This window comes from Micromonospora sp. NBC_01699 (assembly GCF_036250065.1).
Taxonomy (GTDB): domain Bacteria; phylum Actinomycetota; class Actinomycetes; order Mycobacteriales; family Micromonosporaceae; genus Micromonospora_G.
The window spans coordinates 1,525,281-1,544,680 of sequence record NZ_CP109199.1; the positions used below are offsets into that span (position 1 = coordinate 1,525,281).

General features: G+C 72.4%; 17 protein-coding genes and 2 pseudogenes. 12 read left to right on the forward strand and 7 right to left on the reverse strand.

The annotated features are described in order from the left end of the window. The first annotated feature begins 2 nt into the window (after positions 1-2). Entirely contained in the window at positions 3-1,175 is a 1,173-nt protein-coding gene (gene ispG, locus OG792_RS06900; RefSeq protein ID WP_329108387.1) for a flavodoxin-dependent (E)-4-hydroxy-3-methylbut-2-enyl-diphosphate synthase, read from the forward strand. Positions 1,176-1,326: 151 nt separating this feature from the next. Here the strand turns inward: ispG and OG792_RS06905 are convergent, their stop codons facing one another. Continuing rightward, positions 1,327-1,899 (reverse strand): PadR family transcriptional regulator, encoded by a 573-nt coding sequence (locus OG792_RS06905; protein WP_329108388.1) that lies wholly within the window; start codon positions 1,897-1,899, stop codon positions 1,327-1,329. Between the two features lie 129 nt (positions 1,900-2,028). On the opposite strand from OG792_RS06905, the gene OG792_RS06910 reads away from it, so the two are divergent. From OG792_RS06910 to OG792_RS06925, 4 genes and pseudogenes are all read left to right on the forward strand, one after another. Beyond that, complete coding sequence (locus OG792_RS06910) at positions 2,029-2,868, forward strand: GNAT family N-acetyltransferase (protein ID WP_329108389.1); 840 nt, start codon at positions 2,029-2,031, stop codon at positions 2,866-2,868. A 183-nt stretch (positions 2,869-3,051) separates the two neighbouring features. Beyond that, a complete protein-coding gene (locus OG792_RS06915; RefSeq protein WP_329108390.1) occupies positions 3,052-4,185 on the forward strand; it encodes a sugar ABC transporter substrate-binding protein in 1,134 nt (377 codons plus the stop codon). Between the two features lie 65 nt (positions 4,186-4,250). After that, positions 4,251-5,090 (forward strand): annotated as a pseudogene (locus OG792_RS06920) (ATP-binding cassette domain-containing protein); the annotation flags it as partial. Between the two features lie 184 nt (positions 5,091-5,274). Further along, entirely contained in the window at positions 5,275-6,519 is a 1,245-nt protein-coding gene (locus tag OG792_RS06925) for a sugar ABC transporter permease (protein ID WP_329108392.1), read from the forward strand. Between the two features lie 33 nt (positions 6,520-6,552). Here the strand turns inward: OG792_RS06925 and OG792_RS06930 are convergent, their stop codons facing one another. Continuing rightward, positions 6,553-7,680 carry an NADH:flavin oxidoreductase/NADH oxidase gene (locus OG792_RS06930; RefSeq protein ID WP_329108393.1) on the reverse strand — a complete coding sequence of 376 codons (1,128 nt, stop codon included), beginning with the start codon at positions 7,678-7,680 and terminating at the stop codon, positions 6,553-6,555. A 63-nt stretch (positions 7,681-7,743) separates the two neighbouring features. Continuing rightward, a complete protein-coding gene (locus OG792_RS06935) occupies positions 7,744-8,400 on the reverse strand; it encodes a DUF998 domain-containing protein (protein ID WP_329108394.1) in 657 nt (218 codons plus the stop codon). A gap of 66 nt (positions 8,401-8,466) precedes the next feature. Between OG792_RS06935 and pcaF the strand changes: the two genes are divergently transcribed. The 6 genes from pcaF to OG792_RS06965 all read left to right on the forward strand — a co-directional run bounded on the left by pcaF (position 8,467) and on the right by OG792_RS06965 (position 16,107). Then, positions 8,467-9,672, forward strand: coding sequence for a 3-oxoadipyl-CoA thiolase (gene pcaF, locus OG792_RS06940; RefSeq protein ID WP_329108395.1), 1,206 nt, complete (start codon positions 8,467-8,469; stop codon positions 9,670-9,672). Between the two features lie 284 nt (positions 9,673-9,956). Next, the gene (locus OG792_RS06945) at positions 9,957-12,125 is read left to right on the forward strand and encodes a putative bifunctional diguanylate cyclase/phosphodiesterase (RefSeq protein WP_329108396.1); all 2,169 of its coding nucleotides are present in this window, start codon (positions 9,957-9,959) and stop codon (positions 12,123-12,125) included. Positions 12,126-12,129: 4 nt separating this feature from the next. Further along, entirely contained in the window at positions 12,130-12,630 is a 501-nt protein-coding gene (locus OG792_RS06950) for a DUF456 domain-containing protein (protein WP_329108397.1), read from the forward strand. Positions 12,631-12,954: 324 nt separating this feature from the next. Further along, on the forward strand, positions 12,955-14,226 hold the full coding sequence (locus OG792_RS06955; protein ID WP_329108398.1) for an ATP-binding SpoIIE family protein phosphatase: 1,272 nt from the start codon (positions 12,955-12,957) through the stop codon (positions 14,224-14,226). 307 nt (positions 14,227-14,533) lie between these two features. Continuing rightward, positions 14,534-15,391, forward strand: coding sequence for a type I methionyl aminopeptidase (gene map, locus OG792_RS06960; RefSeq protein WP_329108399.1), 858 nt, complete (start codon positions 14,534-14,536; stop codon positions 15,389-15,391). Continuing rightward, on the forward strand, positions 15,388-16,107 hold the full coding sequence (locus OG792_RS06965) for a VIT1/CCC1 transporter family protein (protein ID WP_329108400.1): 720 nt from the start codon (positions 15,388-15,390) through the stop codon (positions 16,105-16,107). The genes map and OG792_RS06965 overlap by 4 nt, the downstream gene beginning before the upstream one ends. 24 nt (positions 16,108-16,131) lie before the next feature. Here OG792_RS06965 and OG792_RS06970 read toward each other — a convergent pair whose 3' ends face one another. The 4 genes from OG792_RS06970 to OG792_RS06985 form a co-directional block, all read right to left on the reverse strand. Next, entirely contained in the window at positions 16,132-16,638 is a 507-nt protein-coding gene (locus OG792_RS06970) for a nitroreductase family deazaflavin-dependent oxidoreductase (RefSeq protein WP_329108401.1), read from the reverse strand. A gap of 171 nt (positions 16,639-16,809) precedes the next feature. Next, a complete protein-coding gene (locus OG792_RS06975) occupies positions 16,810-17,349 on the reverse strand; it encodes a PadR family transcriptional regulator (protein WP_329108402.1) in 540 nt (179 codons plus the stop codon). A 94-nt stretch (positions 17,350-17,443) separates the two neighbouring features. Further along, entirely contained in the window at positions 17,444-17,887 is a 444-nt protein-coding gene (locus OG792_RS06980) for a ferritin-like domain-containing protein (protein WP_329108403.1), read from the reverse strand. Next, positions 17,884-18,402, reverse strand: a complete 519-nt coding sequence (locus OG792_RS06985) for a hypothetical protein (protein WP_329108404.1) — start codon at positions 18,400-18,402, stop codon at positions 17,884-17,886. The genes OG792_RS06980 and OG792_RS06985 overlap by 4 nt, the downstream gene beginning before the upstream one ends. Before the next feature lie 199 nt (positions 18,403-18,601). Between OG792_RS06985 and rimP the strand changes: the two are divergent. Next, positions 18,602-19,315: pseudogene (rimP, locus tag OG792_RS06990) on the forward strand (ribosome maturation factor RimP); the annotation flags it as partial. Between the last annotated feature and the right edge of the window lie 85 nt (positions 19,316-19,400).

Here is a 19,400-nt window from a genome sequence, read left to right on the forward strand (position 1 = left end):
CTGTGACCGCTGTCAGTCTCGGTATGCCGGCCGTACCGCCGCCGCCGCTCGCACCCCGGCGGACCAGTCGCCAGATCATGGTCGGTTCCGTGCCGGTCGGTGGCGGCGCCCCGGTCTCGGTGCAGTCGATGACCACCACCCTGACCTCCGACGTGAACGCCACGCTCCAGCAGATCGCCGAGCTGACCGCGTCCGGCTGCCAGATCGTTCGGGTCGCCGTGCCGTCCCAGGACGACGTGGAGGCGCTGCCGGCGATCGCCAAGAAGTCCCAGATCCCGGTGATCGCGGACATCCACTTCCAGCCGAAGTACGTCTTCGCCGCGATCGACGCGGGCTGCGCGGCGGTCCGGGTGAATCCGGGCAACATCCGGCAGTTCGACGACAAGGTGGCCGAGATCGCCCGCGCCGCCCAGGCGGCCAGGGTGCCGATCCGGATCGGTGTGAACGCCGGCTCGCTGGACAAGCGGCTGCTCGCCAAGTACGGCAAGGCCACCGCCGAGGCGCTGGTCGAGTCGGCGCTGTGGGAGTGCTCGCTGTTCGAGGAGCACGGCTTCCGGGACATCAAGATCTCGGTCAAGCACAACGACCCGGTGGTGATGATCCGCGCGTACCGGCAGCTCGCCGAGCAGTGTGACTACCCGCTGCACCTGGGCGTGACCGAGGCGGGCCCGGCGTTCCAGGGCACCATCAAGTCGGCGGTCGCGTTCGGTGCGCTGCTGGCCGAGGGGATCGGCGACACGATCCGGGTGTCGCTGTCGGCGCCGCCGGTCGAGGAGATCAAGGTCGGCAACCAGATCCTGGAGTCACTGGGTCTGCGCGAGCGGGGCCTGGAGATCGTGTCGTGTCCGTCCTGTGGCCGGGCCCAGGTCGACGTCTACAAGCTGGCCGAGGAGGTCACCGCCGGTCTCGAAGGGCTGCCGGTGCCGCTGCGGGTGGCCGTGATGGGCTGCGTGGTCAACGGACCGGGCGAGGCGCGGGAGGCCGACCTCGGCGTCGCGTCGGGCAACGGCAAGGGCCAGATCTTCGTACGCGGTCAGATCATCAAGACGGTGCCCGAGGGGCAGATCGTCGAGACGCTGATCGAAGAGGCGCTGCGGTTGGCGGACGAGATGGGTGCGGAGTTGCCCGAAGAGCTGCGGGACATGATCACCGGTCCTACCGTCACGGTGCATTAGTCGGGGGGTTTTCGCGGCGGCGTCCCCACTCAGGGGCGTCAGGCTTGATCCCCGTCGTGGGGACGCCGCCGCGAAAACCTTTGTACGTATGCGAAAGGGCATCCCCTCGGGTGGGGGATGCCCTTTCTGCTGCGTGGGTGTGGGGTGGTCCTCACTCGGATTCGGCGAGGATGGCGTAGAGCTTGCGGCGGGTCTCTTCGAGCACCTGGGCGGCGCGTTCGCGCTGGTCGTCGGTGCCGTTGAGCATGACCTGGCGGAGGGCGTTCATCGCCTGGAAGCCGGCGTCGCGGATCTCGTGCCAGCTGTTGATCGTGTCGGGGGCGAACTCCTCCCAGGGCGGCGTCTGTGCCGCCTCGGTCGCCTCGGGCTGACCGGCCTCGGTGAGGCTGAAGCGTTTGCGCCCGCCGCCCGCCTCGGCCGCGGCGGCGACGATCAGGCCCTCGTCCTCCAGTAGTTGCAGGGTGGGGTAGATCGAACCGGGGCTCGGCCGCCAGGCACCGCCGGTGCGCTGGTCGAGCTCCTGGATCATCTCGTAGCCGTGCATCGGGCGCTCGGTGAGCAGGGCCAGTACGGCGCCGCGCACGTTCGGCCGGCGTCCCCGGCCGCGACCCCGTCCCCGGCCGTGACCCGGGTGGCCGCCGCCGGGGGAGAACGGCGGGAAGCCGAAGCCGCCGCGCATCCGGGACTCCTCGTGCATCGCCTGGAACCTTCGGTGGAAACTCATGTAACTCCTCCTGTGACTATCGCTGATGTGTCGACGATATATCGCCAACGCATCGGCTGCAACCCTCGGTGCGACTCGGCGTGGACGTCGTGACGTCCCGTCGGCCACTCATCTGGCACGCTGGTAGGCGTGCTGATGGTTCCGGTGCGGCAACTCGGCGAGGCCGAGCGGGGCGCGGTCGAACGGCTACTCGATCTCGACCCGTACGCGGCTGCCCAGGTGGCCGAGCGGATAGCCGCGCACGGGCTGTCCTGGTGGCGGGCGGACGGGCGGGTCTACGGCTACGGCGCCGGGCGCGAGGTCGAGTCGCTCTGCTGGGTCGGCGGCCAGCTCACGCCGGTACGCGCCACCCCGTCCGCGATCACCGCGTTCGCCGAACTGCTCGCCGCCGAGGACCGGTTCTGTTCCTCGATCGTCGGGCGGGCCGACGAGGTGCTCGGCCTCTGGGAGCAGCTCTCCGCGCACTGGGGCCCGGCCCGGGACGTACGGCCGAACCAGCCGTTGCTGGCGACCGGGGCGGCACCGGCGATCGCGGCCGACCCCGACGTGCGTCCGGTCCGCCCGGCCGAGGTCGACCTGCTCTTCCCGGCCGCGGTGGCGATGTACACCGAGGAGGTGGGCGTGTCGCCGCTGGTCGAGGACGGTGGGCGCAGCTACCGCCGCCGGGTGGCCGACCTGGTCCGGGCGCGCCGCGCGTACGCCCGGTTTGTCGACGGCCAGGTGGTCTTCAAGGCCGAACTCGCGGTCGTCACCCGGCGCACCGCGCAGATCCAGGGGGTCTGGGTCGCGCCGGGCTGGCGCGGCCGGGGGATCGCCGCGGCCGCCATGGCGGCGGTGGTCGCCGACGCGCTGACCCGGGTCGCGCCAACGGTCTCGCTCTACGTCAACGACTACAACGTGCCGGCCCGGCGGGTCTACGACCGCTGCGGCTTCCGGCCGGTCGGTACGTTCGCCACCATCCTGTTCTGAGCGTTCGATCCGGGTCCCGCCGGACCGGGTCGGGCATAGCCGGATCCTTGCCGTCACCGCGCACCGATGCTGGCAAAGCAGCTCCAAAGACCGCTTACTTCCGCCAAGCTGACAACCAGGGCAAATGTGAATCCGCTGCGGCGATGTCCACGGTAGCGGGGTCGGCTAAGCCAGGAGGTAGACGTGTCAACGAGATCTCGCGCCGCCGTGCGCGTCACCAGCGCGCTGCTCGTGGCCGGGCTCGCCGCCGCGGCTGCCGGCTGCGGGGGGAACGACGACAACGGCGGCGGCAGCGGCACGACCTCCAGCAACGTCAAGGTCGCCGACGGCTTCAAGATCGGACTGCTGCTGCCCGAGTCCAAGACCACCCGGTACGAGACCTTCGACCGCCCGCTGATCCAGGCCAAACTCGCTGAGCTGTGTCCGAAGTGTGAGGTCCTTTACCAGAACGCCGACCAGGATCCGGCCAAGCAGCAGTCGCAGGCCGAGGCGATGCTCACCCAGGGGATCAAGGTGATGATCCTCGACGCGGTCGACGCCAAGGCCGCCGGCGCGATCGTCAACAATGCCCAGTCACAGAAGGTGCCGGTGGTCGCGTACGACCGGCTCGCCTCCGGCCCGGTCAGCTTCTACGTCTCGTACGACAACCGTCGGGTGGGCATGGTGCAGGGGCAGGCGCTGCTGGACCAGTTGAGCGCGAACGGGCAGAACCCGAAACGCGGCGACATCGTGATGATCAACGGCTCGCCGACCGACCCGAACGCGGCCGACTTCAAGGCCGGCGCCCACTCCGTACTGGACGGGAAGGTCAACATCGGCAACGAGTTCGACACCCCGGACTGGTCCCCGGACCGGGCCCAGCAGGAGATGGACCAGGCGATCACCGCCATCGGACGGGACCGGGTGATCGGGGTCTACGCCGCGAACGACGGGATGGCCGGTGGCGCGATCGCCTCGATGAAGGGCGCCGGCTTCGGTACGCCGCTGCCCCCGGTCACCGGGCAGGACGCCGAACTCGCCGGGGTCCAGCGGATCGTCTCCGGCGACCAGTTCATGACGGTCTTCAAGTCCATCAAGCCCGAGGCGGACATCGCCGCGCAGATGGCCGTCGACGCGGCGACCGGGCAGGACTTCACCGCACAGTCGACCATCATGCGCAACAACGGGACCAAGGACGTCGCTTCGGTGCTGCTGGAGCCGGTGGCCGTGACCAAGGGAAACATCAAGGACACGGTGATCAAGGACGGCTTCTACACCGCCGCGCAGATCTGTGCCGGCGCGTTCGCCGCACCGTGTACCTCCGCGGGCATCTCCTGACCCGGCACCGGCATTTCCTGATCCTTCTGCCGGGCGGGTCGTGATCTGAAACGGGGGTGGGCGCGGTGGCCGACACACCGGTGCTCGCATTGTCGGGCATCTCCAAACGGTTCGGCGCGGTCGAGGCGCTCGCCGACGTCTCGCTGGAGGTCTACCCCGGCGAGGTGGTCGCGCTGGTCGGCGACAACGGCGCGGGCAAGTCAACCCTGATCAAGGTGATCGCCGGGGTGAACCCGGCCGACAGCGGCGAGATCCGCTGGCAGGGGCGACCGGCCCAGATCGGCAAACCGAGCGACGCCACCGGGCTGGGCATCGCCACCGTCTATCAGGACCTCGCCCTCTGCGACAACCTCGACGTGGTGGCCAACCTCTTCCTCGGCCGGGAACTGACCCGCAGCTTCGTGATCGACGAGATCGGGATGGAGCGCCGGGCGCGGGAACTGCTGATCAGCCTCTCGGTGAAGATCCCGTCCGTACGGTTGCCGGCCGCCGGTCTCTCCGGCGGACAGCGGCAGTCGGTGGCCATCGCCCGGTCGCTGCTCGGCGAGCCGAAACTGGTACTGCTCGACGAGCCCACCGCCGCCCTCGGCGTCGCGCAGACCGCCGAGGTGCTGGACCTGATCGAACGACTCCGGCAGCGGGGTCTCGGCGTCCTGCTGATCAGCCACAACCTCGCCGACGTCAAGGCGGTCGCCGACCGGGTCGCGGTGCTGCGGCTCGGCCGCAACGCCGGCGTGTTCGACCAGCGGCGGACCAGCCAGGAGGAGATCGTCCAGGCGATCACCGGGGCGCTGGACAACGCGGTGACCCGGCGCCGGGCCCGTTCGGCCGAGAGCGGCGGCGGTGGCCTGGCCGGTCCGGCCACCTCCGGCGACCCGGCCGGCCCCGCCGCCGGTCCGGCCGCCGGTCCCGGCGGCCCGTCGGGCGGCCCGGTCGTCGGCGGCCCCGCCGGTGGCCCGGTGCCCGACTCCCCGCCGGGCCGTTCGGCCGGCGGCGACCCGGCCGGTGGTCCGGCTTCCGGCGGTACGGCCGGTGGTGCCCACTCCCCGGACCCGGAGGAGCGGACGTGACACGGCGGGAGGTCTCGGCATGAGTACGGCGACCACGAGCCCGGAGCCGCCCGCCGGTGACGGCCTGCAACACCCGGCCGACCGGGGCGCCAGCGGCCCGGTGGACGCGCTCCGGCGGCGGTTACGCGGCGGCGAACTGGGCGCCTGGCCGGTTGTCATCGGCCTGATCATCATCTGGGCGGTCTTCCAGTCGCTCAACGACGCCTTCCTCAGCCCGCAGAACCTGACCAACCTCGCCCTTCAGATCGCCGCCACCGGCACTATCAGCGTCGGCATCGTGCTGGTCCTGCTGCTCGGCGAGATCGACCTGTCGGTCGGCTCGGTGGCCGGGGTGGCCGCCGCGCTGCTGGCCGTACTGAGTGTGCGCAACGGGTGGGGCGGCGTGGCCGCGATGGTCGTCGCGATCATCTTCGGCATCGCGATCGGCATCTTCCAGGGCAGCATCTTCGCCCGGCTCGGGGTGCCCGCGTTCATCGTCACCCTGTCCGGGAACATCGGCTGGCAGGGACTCCAGCTCTACCTGCTCAGCCCGGAGGGGACGATCAACCTCCCGTACACCGGGTTCATCGGCGGGCTGACCCACACCAACCTGGACAGCGTCTCCGGGTGGGTGATCGGTGCCGTCGCGCTGGTCGTGTACGCCCTGGCGGTGCTGGTGGACAGCCGCCGCCGGGCCGCGGCCGGGTTGCCGAGCCGGAGCCTGCTCGGCTCGCTGCTGCGGGTGCTGGGGCTGGGCGTACTGATCTTCGCCGCGGTGGGGGTGCTGAACGCCTGGCAGGGCGTACCGGTGGCGTTGTTGATTTTTGTCGGGTTGGTGATCATCGTTGACCTGGTGTTGCGCCGGACCCGCTACGGCCGGAACATCTTCGCCGTCGGCGGCAACGTCGAGGCCGCCCGCCGGGCCGGCATCAACGTCTCGCTGATCCGGATCTCGGTGTTCGCGCTCGCCTCCGCCTTCGCCGCCTTCGGCGGGGTGCTGACCGCGTCGCGCGGATTCGCCGCCGGCCAGTCCACCGGCGCTGCCGACACCCTGCTGATCGCCATCGCCGCCGCCGTCATCGGCGGGGTGAGCCTCTTCGGCGGCCGGGGATCGACCTACGGCGCGCTGCTCGGCAGCCTGGTGCTCGGGTCGATCACCTCGGGCATGTTCCTGCTCCAGCTCAACTCGTCGGTACGCTTCATGATCACCGCCGGGGTGCTGCTCGCCGCGGTCATCCTCGACTCGCTGTCCCGGCGCGGTCGGCGCACCACCGGCCGGGGCTGAACCGCCCGACCCGCTGTCGGCACAACCTGCTGCCTACTCCCAGGCGCGCAGGTACTGCGCGGGCCGGTCCGGGTCGGCGCCCAACCGGGCCGCCGCCCGCTGCGGCCAGTACGGGTCCCGCAGCAGCTCCCGACCGAGCAGGACCAGATCGGCCTGCCCACCGGCGACGATCTCCTCGGCCTGCTCCGGTTCGGTGATCAGCCCGACCGCTCCGGTCGGCACCCCGGCCTCCCGGCGGATCCGGGCCGCCAGCGGCACCTGGTAACCGGGCCCGACCGGAACCGCCGCGCTGGGCACCACCCCGCCCGACGAACAGTCGACCAGGTCCACCCCGGCGGCGGCCAGCTCGGTGGCGAGCAGCACGCTGTCCGCCACCGACCAGCCATCGGACACCCAGTCGGTGGCGGAGATCCGGGCCAGCACCGGCACCCGCGGGCCGACCGCCGCCCGTACCGCGCGGGCCACCTCCAGCGGCAGCCGCATCCGGTTGGCCAGGTCGCCGCCGTAGGAGTCGGTGCGCTGGTTGGACAGCGGGGAGAGGAACTCGTGCAGCAGGTAACCGTGCGCGGCGTGCAGCTCGACCGCTTCGAACCCGGCCGCCACCGCTCGGGCAGAGGCCGCCGCGAACGCGTCGACCACTACGGCGATGCCATCGGCGTCCAGCGCCGTCGGGATCCGGTACGCCGGCGCGAACGCCTCCGTGCCGGGGCCGACCGGCGTCCAGCCGCCCTCCGCGTCCGGCACCCCGCCCCGCCGCTCCGACCAGGGCCGGTAGGTCGACGCCTTGAAGCCGGCGTGCGCGAGCTGGACCGCCGGCACCGCGCCCTGCCCGGCGACGAACGCCGTGATCGGCCGCCAGGCGTCGACGTGGGCGTCCGACCAGAGCCCGGTGTCCTGCGGGCTGATCCGCCCCTGCGGCAGCACCGCGGTCGCCTCGGTGAGCACCAGCCCGGCGCCGCCGACCGCGCGGGCGCCGAGATGGATCCGGTGCCAGTCGGTGGGCAGCCCGTCCGGACCGGCCGAATACTGGCACATCGGAGCCATCGCCACCCGGTTGGGCAGGGTCACCCCGCGCAGCCGCAGCGGTGTGAACAGGGCGCTCGGCGAGCCCGCCGGGGCGGCACCGGTGACGAGGTCGGGGGCGGTGGAACCGGGTGCCATCGGCGGTCCTCTCGAAGGTGGCGCGTTGGCGGACGACGGTGTGGCGGTCACGATCGGGCCGGGTCAGGACCCGCCCCGGTCCCGGGCGGCGGAACCGACCGGACGCCTGGTTGACATATCACCCCGATCGAAGCCCGCTGTCAACGCGCTGCCGATCGCCCAGAGCGCGATGACGAGCAGCAACGCCCGTTCGACCGAGCCGACCAGCGCGCCCCGGCCGACGGTGAGCATGGCCAGCCCGATCGTCGCCGACAGCGGCAGCGCCAACGAGGCGCCGACCAGACCGAGCCGGCGCAGCACCGGCTCGCCAATGTCCGACCAGGCGACAACCAGCATGGCGAAGACGACGCAGGCGACCGCGAGGATGCTGCCGCTGCCGTGCACCAGGTCCGGGGTGGTGGTCGGCTCGAACGGCGGCAGCGGACAACCGGCGGTGCAGGAGACCGAGGCGGACAACCCGGTGCCGGCCGCGCCGACGGCCAGCAGCAGGGCCGCCGGCCGCAGCGTCGGGGGCACGGCCGCGGCGAGCAGGAACAGGCCGATCGCCACCGAGAAAATCCCGATCCGGTACGCGGTCGCGTACCCGCTGGAGCCGACACCGGCCTCGCTGACGTACCCGGTCAGCGGGGAGGTCGGACCGGCCACCACGGCGAGGGTCACGACGACCACTCCGGTCAGCAGGCAGGCGGCGGCGCCGCGAGCGACCAGGGTCCGGCGCATGGGGACAAACTATCTTGCCCGCTCCGGCGGGGTCGGACCTGACCCGTACTGGCTATGCTGCCGAGCGTGACAGCGGCATACCTCGTCTCCGGCGTCCGTACCCCGATCGGCCGGTACGCCGGCGCGCTGGCCGGCGTACGTCCGGACGACCTCGCGGCGCACGTGATCCGGGAACTGGTGGCCCGCCACCGGACGGTCGACTGGGCGGCCGTCGACGACGTGGTGCTCGGCTGCGCCAACCAGGCCGGCGAGGACAACCGCAACGTGGCCCGGATGGCGACCCTGCTGGCCGGGCTGCCCGACGCCGTACCGGGAACCACCGTCAACCGGCTGTGCGGCTCCGGGCTGGACGCGGTCGGCATCGCCGCCCGCGCGATCATCGCCGGTCAGGCCGACCTGGTGGTGGCCGGTGGCGTGGAGAGCATGAGCCGGGCGCCGTTCGTCATGCCGAAGGCGACCACCCCCTTCTCCCGCGCGGCGGAGATCTACGACACCACCCTCGGCTGGCGGTTCGTCAACCCGCTGATGCAACGCGGCTGGGGCACCGACGCCATGCCGGAGACGGCGGAGAACGTCGCCGCCGAGTACGGCGTCGACCGGGCCGCCCAGGACGCGTTCGCGTACCGCTCCCAGCAGCGGGCCGCCCGCGCCCAGACCAGCGGCCGGCTGGCCGAGGAGATAGTGCCGATCGAGGTGCCGGCCGGCCGCCGGGAGACCAGGACGGTCGCGCTCGACGAGCACCCGAGGGAGACCTCGATCGAGCGGCTGGCCGCGTTGCCGACCCCGTTCCGCGACGGCGGCACCGTGACCGCCGGCAACTCCTCCGGGGTCAACGACGGCGCCGCCGCCGTGCTGGTCGCCAGCGCCGAGGCGGTACGGCGGTACGGGCTCACGCCGCTGGCTCGGATCACCGGCTCGGCCGCCGCCGGCGTCCCGCCGAGGGTGATGGGCATGGGCCCGGTGCCGGCGACCAACCGCCTACTCGACCGGCTCGGCATCGGCATCGGCGACATCGACCTGGTGGAGCTGAACGAGGCGTTCGCCGCCCAGGCGGTCGCCGTCCTGCGCGAGCTGGGCCTGCCGGAGGACGCCGAACACGTCAACCCGAACGGCGGCGCCATCGCGCTGGGGCACCCGCTCGGCGCCAGCGGTGCCCGACTGGCGCTGACGGCGGCACTCGAACTGAACCACCGGGGAGCGCGGCGGGCGCTGTGCACCATGTGCATCGGGGTCGGCCAGGGCATCGCGCTGATGCTGGAGTCCATCGACTAGTTCCGCACCGCCGTCGACGGGTCCGCGATGCGGGCGGGTGCCGACGGGTCCCCCCGATCGGTGCCGGCGGGACGACTCGCGGCGGAGTCGCCGGCCGGCGGACCACGCGTATGCTCGATGGCTCACCGAGCCGGTCGACTGCCGGCGCGCCACGAGCTGAGGCGGACGATGCAACTGCCTGACGAAGATCGCCCGGAGGTCACGCCCTCCACCGTGGACAGCGAGCCGGCGGGCGACGGTGCCGGACGGCGGGCGGCTCCGTCCGGACCCCTCGGCGGCTAGCCGTGCCGGCACCCGTACCACCGGCCGGCGGCGAGGAGTTCAGCCGGGCCGGTGTGCACCGGTACGCCCAACAGTGGGCCGGTGCCGTCACCCGGCTCGGCTTCGTACCGATGAGCGCGGCGGAGACCGAACGCCTGCTGACGGTGCACGCCGTACGTCTCGCGCAGGCACTGCTCGCCGAACCGTTCAGCCCCGACCCGGCGGACGACATCGGCCGTGCCCTGGTCGGGGCACACCTCACCGACCCGGCCATGCTCGACTGGTCGGTCCGCGCGCTCGGCACCGGGTTCGCCGCCGCGGTGCTGCCCGAACGACCCGACTCACCGGCCGTACGGCAGCGGATCATCCAGTTGCAGGGCGGCCTGGCGGCCGGCTTCGCGCGGGCGCTGCGCGAGCTGACGTTCAGCCAGCAGGAGCGGATCAGCCGCTCGGCCTGGCAGGCGCGGGACGAGACCGAACAGGCGCTGCGGGACAGCGAGGCGCGGTTCCGGGCCGTCTTCACCGGAGCGGCGCTGGGCATCGGCATCGCCGACACCGGCGGCCGGATCATGGACGCCAACCAGGCGTTCGCCGAGATGCTCGGCTACTCCGTCACCGAACTGCGCGACACCGACGTCACCGCGCTCTGCCACCCGGAGGACGCGGGGCCGCTCGGCGAGCTCTACCGGGAACTCATCGAGGGCAAGCGGGAAACCGCCCGGGTGGAGAAGCGCTATCGGCGCAAGGACGGCGACGTCGTCTGGACCGACCTCGCGCTCTCGCTGATCCGGCACGACGACGGCCGGCCGAGGTTCATCGTGGCCATGGCCGAGGACATCACCGAACGGTACGCGCTCCAGCAGCGGCTCCGCTTCCAGGCGCTGCACGACCCGCTGACCGGGCTGCCGAACCGTACCCTGTTCTTCGACCGGCTGGCGGCGGTCTTCGCCGACGGCGACCCGACCGACCGGGTCGGCCTCTGCTTCCTCGACCTCGACGGCTTCAAGGCGATCAACGACAGCCTCGGGCACGACCTCGGCGACCGCCTGCTGGTGGTGGTCGCCCGGCGGCTCGCCGAATCCGTCTCCGCCCGCGGCCACCTGGTGGCCCGGATGGGCGGCGACGAGTTCGTCATCCTGGTCGAGGACAGCAGCGGGTCGCCGGAGGTGATCGAGGTGGCGGAGGTCGCCCTGGCCACCGTCGCCCGCCCGGTGCAGGTCGGCGACCAGCAGCTTGAGGTCTCGGCCAGCATCGGCCTGGTCGAGGGCCCGCTCGCCGGGACCCACCCGACCGACCTGATGAAGGCCGCGGACGCCACCCTCTACTGGGCCAAGGCGGACGGCCGGGGGCGGTGGGCCGTCTACGACCCCGAGCGCGGTGCCCGGGACAACGCCCGCGCGGGCCTCGCCGCGAAACTGCCGGCGGCGCTGGAGCGGGGCGAGTTCACCGTTGACTACCAGCCGATCGTGGCACTGGCCGACGGGTCGACCCGGGCGGTCGAGGCGCTGGTCCGGTGGCGGCATCCGGAGCTGGGACTGCTCGGCCCGGACCAGTTCATCGGGCTGGCCGAGGAGACCGGGCTGATCATCCGGCTCGGCCGCTGGGTACTGCACCAGGCGTGCGCGTACGGCAGCCGCTGGCGGCGGGAGTTCCCCGACGCCCACCTCGTGGTCAGCGTCAACCTGGCCGTACGCCAGGCAAACGACCCGGGGGTGGTCGACATGGTGGCCGACGTGCTGGCCGAGACCGGCCTCCCGCCCGAACTGCTGCAACTGGAGATCACCGAGAGTGCGCTGATGGCCACCGGCGGCGAGCCGGTACGTTCGCTGCGGCGACTCGCCGCGCTCGGCGTACGGCTGGCCATCGACGACTTCGGCACCGGCTACTCGAACCTGGCGTACCTGCGGCGGCTGCCGTTCCACACGCTCAAGCTCGCCGCCCCGTTCGTCGAGGGGATCCGGACCGGTGATCCGCTCGCCCCGGTCGACGAGCGGATCGTGGACGCGCTGGTCCGGCTGGCGCACGCGCTGGGCCTGTCGGTGACCGCCGAGGCGGTGGAGACCGCCGGGCAGGCGGACAGGTTGCGGGCGCTGACCTGCGACACCGGGCAGGGCCGGTACTTCGGGGCACCGGTCGCGGCGGACGAGATCACCGCACGACTACGCGGATCCGGCTCGGGTAGGGCAGGCTGACCGGGTGGATCTGACGGACACCGACTCCCTGGTCACTCTCCTGAGTGGACTGGTCATCCTGGCCGGCATCATCGGCGTGCTCATGCCCGTGCTGCCGGCCCTGCCGCTGTGCTGGGGCGGCGTACTGATCTGGGCGATCTTCGACGACGGCGGTGGGGGCCGGTGGGTGGTCCTCGCCATCGTCACCGTGCTCACCCTGGTCGGAACCATCATCAAGTACGCCTGGCCGGGGCGGAACCTGAAGCGGACCGGGGTGCCGAACAGCACGCTGCTGGCCGGCGGCGTACTCGGGCTGGTGGGCTTCTTCGTCGTACCGGTGGTCGGCCTGGTCCTCGGGTTCGTGCTCGGGGTGTGGCTGGCCGAGCGACTCCGCCTGGGCGACAACCGCCTCGCCTGGCCGTCCACCAAGGACGCCCTCAAGGCATTCGGCCTAGCCATGCTGGTCGAACTGAGCGTAGCCCTAGCCATAGCCCTAACCTGGGTAATAGGCCTAGCCACGGCCTAACCCCCCGCGCCCCCCGCGCCCCCTCTCGCTCGCGATCTAGGGCAAATACGTGTGAGTTGATCTTCAATCACCACCATATGCCCTAGATCGCGAGCGCCGGGGGAGGGGGAGGGGGGGAGGGGGAGGGGGGATTTTGGGGCTGGTCGCCGGGTTCGGTGTGCGGCTCTGCTGGGTTGCTCCGGTCGTGGTCACCGTCGGTATGGGGTCCGCCACGCCACTCAACTGGCCTCGATCAAAGCGTTACGGTGCTGCTCCGATCGGGTACTGGGCGGACACGGTGAGAGGGCTGAACGGCACTCCCCACCGGCGGGAGCAGGAGGCGAAATGAGCTCGGGCCCGGCAGGAGACGGCCGCCGGCACCAGGCCGATCCGGTGCACGGGACGCGCCAACCACCCGTCGACACCGGCACCACCACGGTCGGCGGCGCCACCGCCACAACTGTCGACGCCACCGACACCGCCGCCGGCACGGTCGGCGACAGCGGTACGGTCGGCGGCACCGACAGCGGTACGGTCGGCGGCACCGACAGCGGTACGGTCGGCGGCACCGACAGCGGTACGGTCGGCGGCACCGGCACCGCCAGTGGTGGCGAGGAATGGTACGACGCCATCACCGGAGCCGACGGCCAGCTCGTGCTGGTGGTCGGGGATGTGCTCGGGACCGGTGTGCCGGCCGTCGCGGCGATGGGGCAACTGCGTACGGCGCTGCTGGCGGACCTGCTCGCCGGAGTCGCCCCCGGAATCGCCCTCACCCGGCTCAACCGGCGGTTCGGCAACGCGCTGCGCGGGTCGTACGCGATAGTGGTCTGCCTCCGGTTCGAAACCCGCACGGGCCGGCTCTGTTACGCCAGCGCCGGACACCCGTCGCCGCTCTGCCTGGGCCCCGACGGCCGGATCGACCTGCTGCACCGGCGTCCGCTCGGCCCGCCGGTCGGGGCCCGATCCGACACCCGGTACGAAACAGTCGACAGCCGGCTGGCGCCGGGCGCCCGGTTGCTGTTCCACAGCGCCGTCCCCGCGCGGGCACCCACCCCGGTCGAGCCGCCGTCCGACGTGATCTTCCCGTTCCGCCCGGCGTGGGAGTCGTCCCGGCCGGTGGCGGCCATCCCGGTCGGACCGGGCGAGGAGGAGATAGAGGAGCTGGTCCAGGTGCGATTCGTCCAGGCGCCGCGCCGACCGAGGGCCGAGCAGGTCGCCGTTCTGGCACTCGCGGAGGCCGCCCCCAACCGGTTCGCCCTGCGCCTGCCGGCGGACCCGACCAAGCTGAGCGCACTGCGTCAGCGGTTGCTCGACTTCCTCACCGAACACCAGGTGGGTGAGGAGGATCTTTTCGACCTCGTCGTCGCGGTCTCCGAGGCGGCGGCGAACGCGATCGAGCATCCGGTGGCGCCGGCCGATCGGATGATCACCGTCGAGGTGGCCGTCGTGGACGGCACGGTGGTGGCGACCGTACGGGACAGCGGCCAGTGGCGGGAGGCGCACGACCCCGGTTTCCGGGGCCGGGGCCTGGAGCTGATCCGGGCACTCGGCGAGCTGAGCGTGAGCCGTACCGCCGAGGGCACCGAGGTGACCTTCTGGCGACGGTTGTCCTCCTGACCCCGGTCCGGCCGTCCGGCTCGACCACCCGGTCCGACCGTCCGGCTCGACCACCCGGTCCGACCAGCCGGCTCGACCACCCGGTCCGACCAGCCGGCTCGACCACCCGGTCCGACCACCCGGTCCGACCACCCGGTCCGACCACCCGGTCCGACCAGCCGGATTTGATCAGCCCGATTTGATCAGCCGGATCGACCCGGTCCGGAATCCGAGCGGTCGCCGCGTCGGGGGTTGCCAGCGGCGGATCGCGTCGTGGCGGGAGTCACGGCGCGGCGAGTGCCACCGGCCCCGGCGATAGGCTGGATGCATGAACGTCCGTGCACCACTCACCCCAGGCACGCTGTCCCCGTGGCGGCCGGTGCCACCCCGGATCGCCCGACCGGAGTACGTCGGCAAGAAGCGGCCCGCCCAGTGGCGCGGGTCGCACGTGCAGACCGCCGAGACGATCGAGAAGATGCGGGTCGCCGGGCGGATCGCCGCGCAGGCCACGCAGCTCGCGGGTGAGCACTGCAAGCCGGGGGTTACCACGGACGAGATCGACCGGGTGGTGCACGAGTTCCTGATCGACCAGGGCGCGTACCCGTCGACGCTGGGCTACCGGGGCTTCCCCAAGTCGTGCTGCACCAGCCTGAACGAGGTCATCTGCCACGGCATCCCGGATACCACGGTGCTGGAGGACGGCGACATCATCAACGTCGACGTCACCGCCTTCGTCGACGGCGTACACGGCGACACCGACGCCACCTTCTGCGTGGGCGAGGTGACGGAATCCAACCGGCTGCTGGTGGAGCGGACCCACGAGGCCATGATGCGGGGCATCCGGGCGGTCGCCCCCGGCCGACAGATCAACGTCATCGGCCGGGTGATCGAGTCGTACGCCCGCCGGTTCGACTACGGCGTCGTACGCGACTTCACCGGCCACGGCATCGGCGAGGCTTTCCACAGTGGGCTCTACGTCCCCCACTACGACAGCCCCCGGCCGACCGACGTGATGGAACCGGGAATGACCTTCACCATCGAACCGATGATCACCCTCGGTACGCACGAGTACGACATGTGGGCCGACGGCTGGACCGTGGTGACCAAGGACCGGCGGTGGACCGCCCAGTTCGAGCACACGATCCTGGTCACCGAGGACGGTCACGAGATTCTCACCCTGCCGTGACCGACTCCCCGGCGGCAGCACTGCGGGAGGACCACCACGCCGACGTCTCCGGTGGCTGGCTGCGACCCGCCGTCTTCGGCGCGATGGACGGCCTGGTCACCAACATCGCGCTGATCGCGGGGGTCGGCGGGGGCGGCATAGCGCCCCGCACCATCGTGCTGACCGGTATCGCCGGCCTGGTCGCCGGGGCGATCTCGATGGGCCTCGGCGAGTACACCAGCGTCCGCTCGCAGAACGAGCAACTGGCCGCCGAGGTGGCCAAGGAGCGCCGGGAGCTGGAACGGCACCCGGAGGCGGAGGCGCAGGAGCTGGCCGACGCCTGGGTGCAGCGCGGACTGCCCCGGCATCTCGCCGAACAGGTGGCCACGGCGTTGCGGAGCAATCCGGAAGAGGCGCTGCGGGTGCACGTACGCGAGGAACTCGGGGTCGATCCGGACGAGCAGCCCAGCCCGTGGACCGCGGCCGTCCTGTCGACGGTCTGCTTCTCGATCGGTGCCCTGGTGCCGCTGTTGACCTACCTGCTCGGCTTCACCAACCTCTGGCTGGCCCTCGGGGTCGGCGCGGTGGGCCTGTTCGTGGCCGGTGCGCTGGTCGCCCGGTTCACCAGCCGGCCCTGGTGGATCAGTGGCAGCCGGCAACTGCTGCTGGGCGTGGCGGCGGCCGTGGTGACGTACCTGGTCGGCCGGTTGATCGGGCTGGACGGCCCGCTCGGCTGAACCGGCCTCGGGTGCCTGCCCGGCTCAGGGCCGAGGTTCGCGGGGTTCCGGGACGGCGGCGGCGGGGCCGTCCGGGACCAGCCGGAAGATCCGCAGGTCCCGTCCGCCGGCCCGTTCCACGTAGGTCCGGTACGCCGGCCACTCGGCCAGCAGCACCTGCCACAGCCGCTCCCGTTGCGCGCCCTGCGCCAGGGTGGCCCGCACCGGGAGCCGGTGGCCGTCGAGGGTGACCGTGGCGGTGGGCTCGGCCAGCAGATTGAGCGACCAGGCGGGGTGCTGGGTCTGGCCCCAGTTCGAGCCGATCACCACGTACGCGTCGCCGTCGCGGACGTAGAGCAGCGGGTTGCTGCGGGGCTGCCCCGACCGGCGACCGGTGGTCGTGATGATCAGCGACGGAGCGATGCCGAGGGCCACCACCCGTCCCCGGGTCAGGCGGCCGATCAGCCGGTCGACCGGGACGACGAACCGGATCGTCCGGGCGAACCAGCGCCGGTGGCTGAACCGGCGGGCGAGCGTACCGAGTGCGGACATCGCCACAGTGTGTCGGTTTCCACGGAAAAGGAAACCCCCCGCCCGGTACGGAATCGGGCGCTGTCCGGAACCGGGCCGTCGGGGTCGGACGCTGTACGGCAAGAGGTGCTGTCCGGGGACGGGGTGCTGTCCGGGTGCCGGCGGGAGCCCGGCGGCGGCTCGACAGCGGCGCTACGGCTGCTCGGCGCCGGGGCGCGGGTCGGACCCGCCGATGCTCTCCGCGCAGTGGTCCAGCCAGCGGATCTCCGCCTCGGTCTGGAAGATCATCGCGTCCAGCACCAGCCGCCCGGACACGTTGTCGGCGCGGGTGTCGCGGATCTTGCGCCGGACGAACTCCTGTAGCGCCCGCTTGCTCGCCGCCCGCTGGGTGTGCACCACCCGGTCGACGTCGATGCCCGGGGTGGCCAGGGCCAGCGCCAGTTTGATCGTCAGTTCGTCCCGGGGCCGGTCGATCCGGCCGATCGCCGTCTCGAACCAGCCCACCAGCTCGGTCCGACCGGCCTCGGTGATCCGGTACGGCCGCTGCCCGGCCTCGTGCTCCGGCAACGATTCGACCAACTCGTCCCGGACCAGGCGGCCGAGGGTGGTGTAGACCTGCCCGATGTTGAGCGGCCAGGTGGCGCCGATCGACTCCTCGAAGGCGGACCGGAGCTGGTAGCCGTACATCGGCCCGCGTTCGAGCAGGGCCAGCAGGCCGTAGCGGATGGACACGGCTACCGAGTATGTATACCGGGTATCCCGCTGGCAAGCCGGTGTCCGATCGGTGCACTCCACGGCTCGGCGGCTCGGTGACCCGCGACAGCGGTCAGGCCGGCCGGCCGGGAAAGGCCACCGTGGCGGGGGTGACCCCGGCGCTGCGCCGCCACCGGGTGGCCCGTACGGCGCAGTCGGTCAGCGCGTCCAGCGCCCGGCCGCGTTCCGCCCCGGTGGTGGTGGCCAACGCCGCCCGCCACACCGCGCCGGTACGTTCCTCGATCTCCACCGCCAACCGCAGCGCCGCCGCCGGATCGGTGACCGGGAACGGCAGCTCGTAACTGGCCGACGCCGGGGGCGCGGTGCCACCGCCGGCGGTCAGCAGCAGCACGAGCGCATCCCGCCGGGTTCGGTGGGCGGCCTCGGCGGCCCGCGCGTCGGCGGCCTGGGGGCCGGTGAGCCGCACCCCGATCGGCCCGTACGCGAAGATCGCCGCGTGTTCCGCGGCGAGCGCCGTGCCCAGTCCGTTCGTCCGTCCGTCCCCGCTCGGGTTCACCGCAGCACCTCCAGATGGGTGGCTCGGGCCGCGGCGATGGTGCCGAGCAGGACCGCCCGGCTCGCCGGTGCCTCGGCGCAGGCCCTGGCCATGGTCTCCCGGCCCTCGACCTCGGCCGCCCGCAAAGCCGCCAGGGCACTCTTCGCGTCCCCGGCCGGCGTCGACGTGCCCGCCGACGCGCCGACCGTCGGGCTGCCGCTCGGCAGCGCGGTGCCGGTCACCCGGGCGAGTTCGGCGGCGTGTGCCCGGTGCGCCTGCGCCACCGGACCGAGCCGGTCGGCGAGCTCGGGAAAACCCGCCACGGCGACGTCGTACCGGTCGGCCAGGTCGAACGCTTCGGTGACCAGGGGAGCGAGCGGATCGGGCGGTGGCGGTGGCGGTTCGTCCCCGAACAGCCCGCAGCCGCTCAGTGAGCCCGCCCCGGTGGCCAGCGCCACCAGGCCGGCCGCCCGGATCAGGTCGCGTCGGGACCGCCCCCGTACGCGATGGTTCTGGTTGGTCTCCGCGGTCCGCACCGGGCAAGTCAACACCATGCGACGCGGACACCGGGCGCAAGGCTCGCACCGGGCGTACCGTTCGCCCCGGTGCGCCGCCCGGCTCGCCGGTCGGCCCGCGCGTTACGCTCTGCGCAGCCGCCGGGCGCATCTGGGCCCGGTGGCGAACTGGCATGGCTGCCCGCAAGGGGCCGCCGACGATTCGGAAAGGAGTGCGGATATGACGCAGCGTGGCCGCGCTACCAGCCGGTCGACGGCTGGGCCGCGGGCTGGTGAGCGGCGCCCGGTGGAGCGCCCTCGCGGTGATCTTACGGCTCGTCGGGCCCGACTACGGGCCGTGATCGAGCCGGTGGTGGTCGCCGCGGGCTACGACCTGGAGGACGTCTCGGTCGCCCGAGCCGGCCGCCGGCACGTGGTGCGGATCATCGTGGACGGCGACAGCGGGATCAACCTCGACGCGGTGGCCGACGTGTCCCGGGCCGTCTCGGCCGCCCTGGACCTGGCCGAGGAATCCGGCGGCGACCTGGTCGCCGGGGAATACCAGCTTGAGGTCAGCTCGCCCGGCGTGGACCGGCCGCTGACCCTGCCCCGGCACTGGCGGCGTAACGTCGGCCGACTGGTCAAGGTCACCACGAGGGGCGGTGGCCAGCCCGCGCCGGAGCAGCGGGCGGCGGAACCGGCCCCCGGCGACCGGCCGACCGGCGAGCGGCAGATCACCGGACGGGTGGTCGCCGCCGACGACGAGCGGGTGCGGTTCGACCTGGACGGTACGTCCGGGGAGTGGGCCTACGCGGATCTCGGTCCCGGTCGGGTGCAGGTGGAATTCAACCGGCTCGACGAGGTGGCGGACTCCGATCTGGTGGAGTTCGACGACGACTCCGACGGGGACGACGACTCCGACCCGGATGACGACTCCGACGACGACGAGTCCGAGCCGCACGATGACGGCCAGCCTGACATGCACGACGACGACCTGCTCGATATCGACGACACCGACGACGAAGATGTGGAGGGCGAGA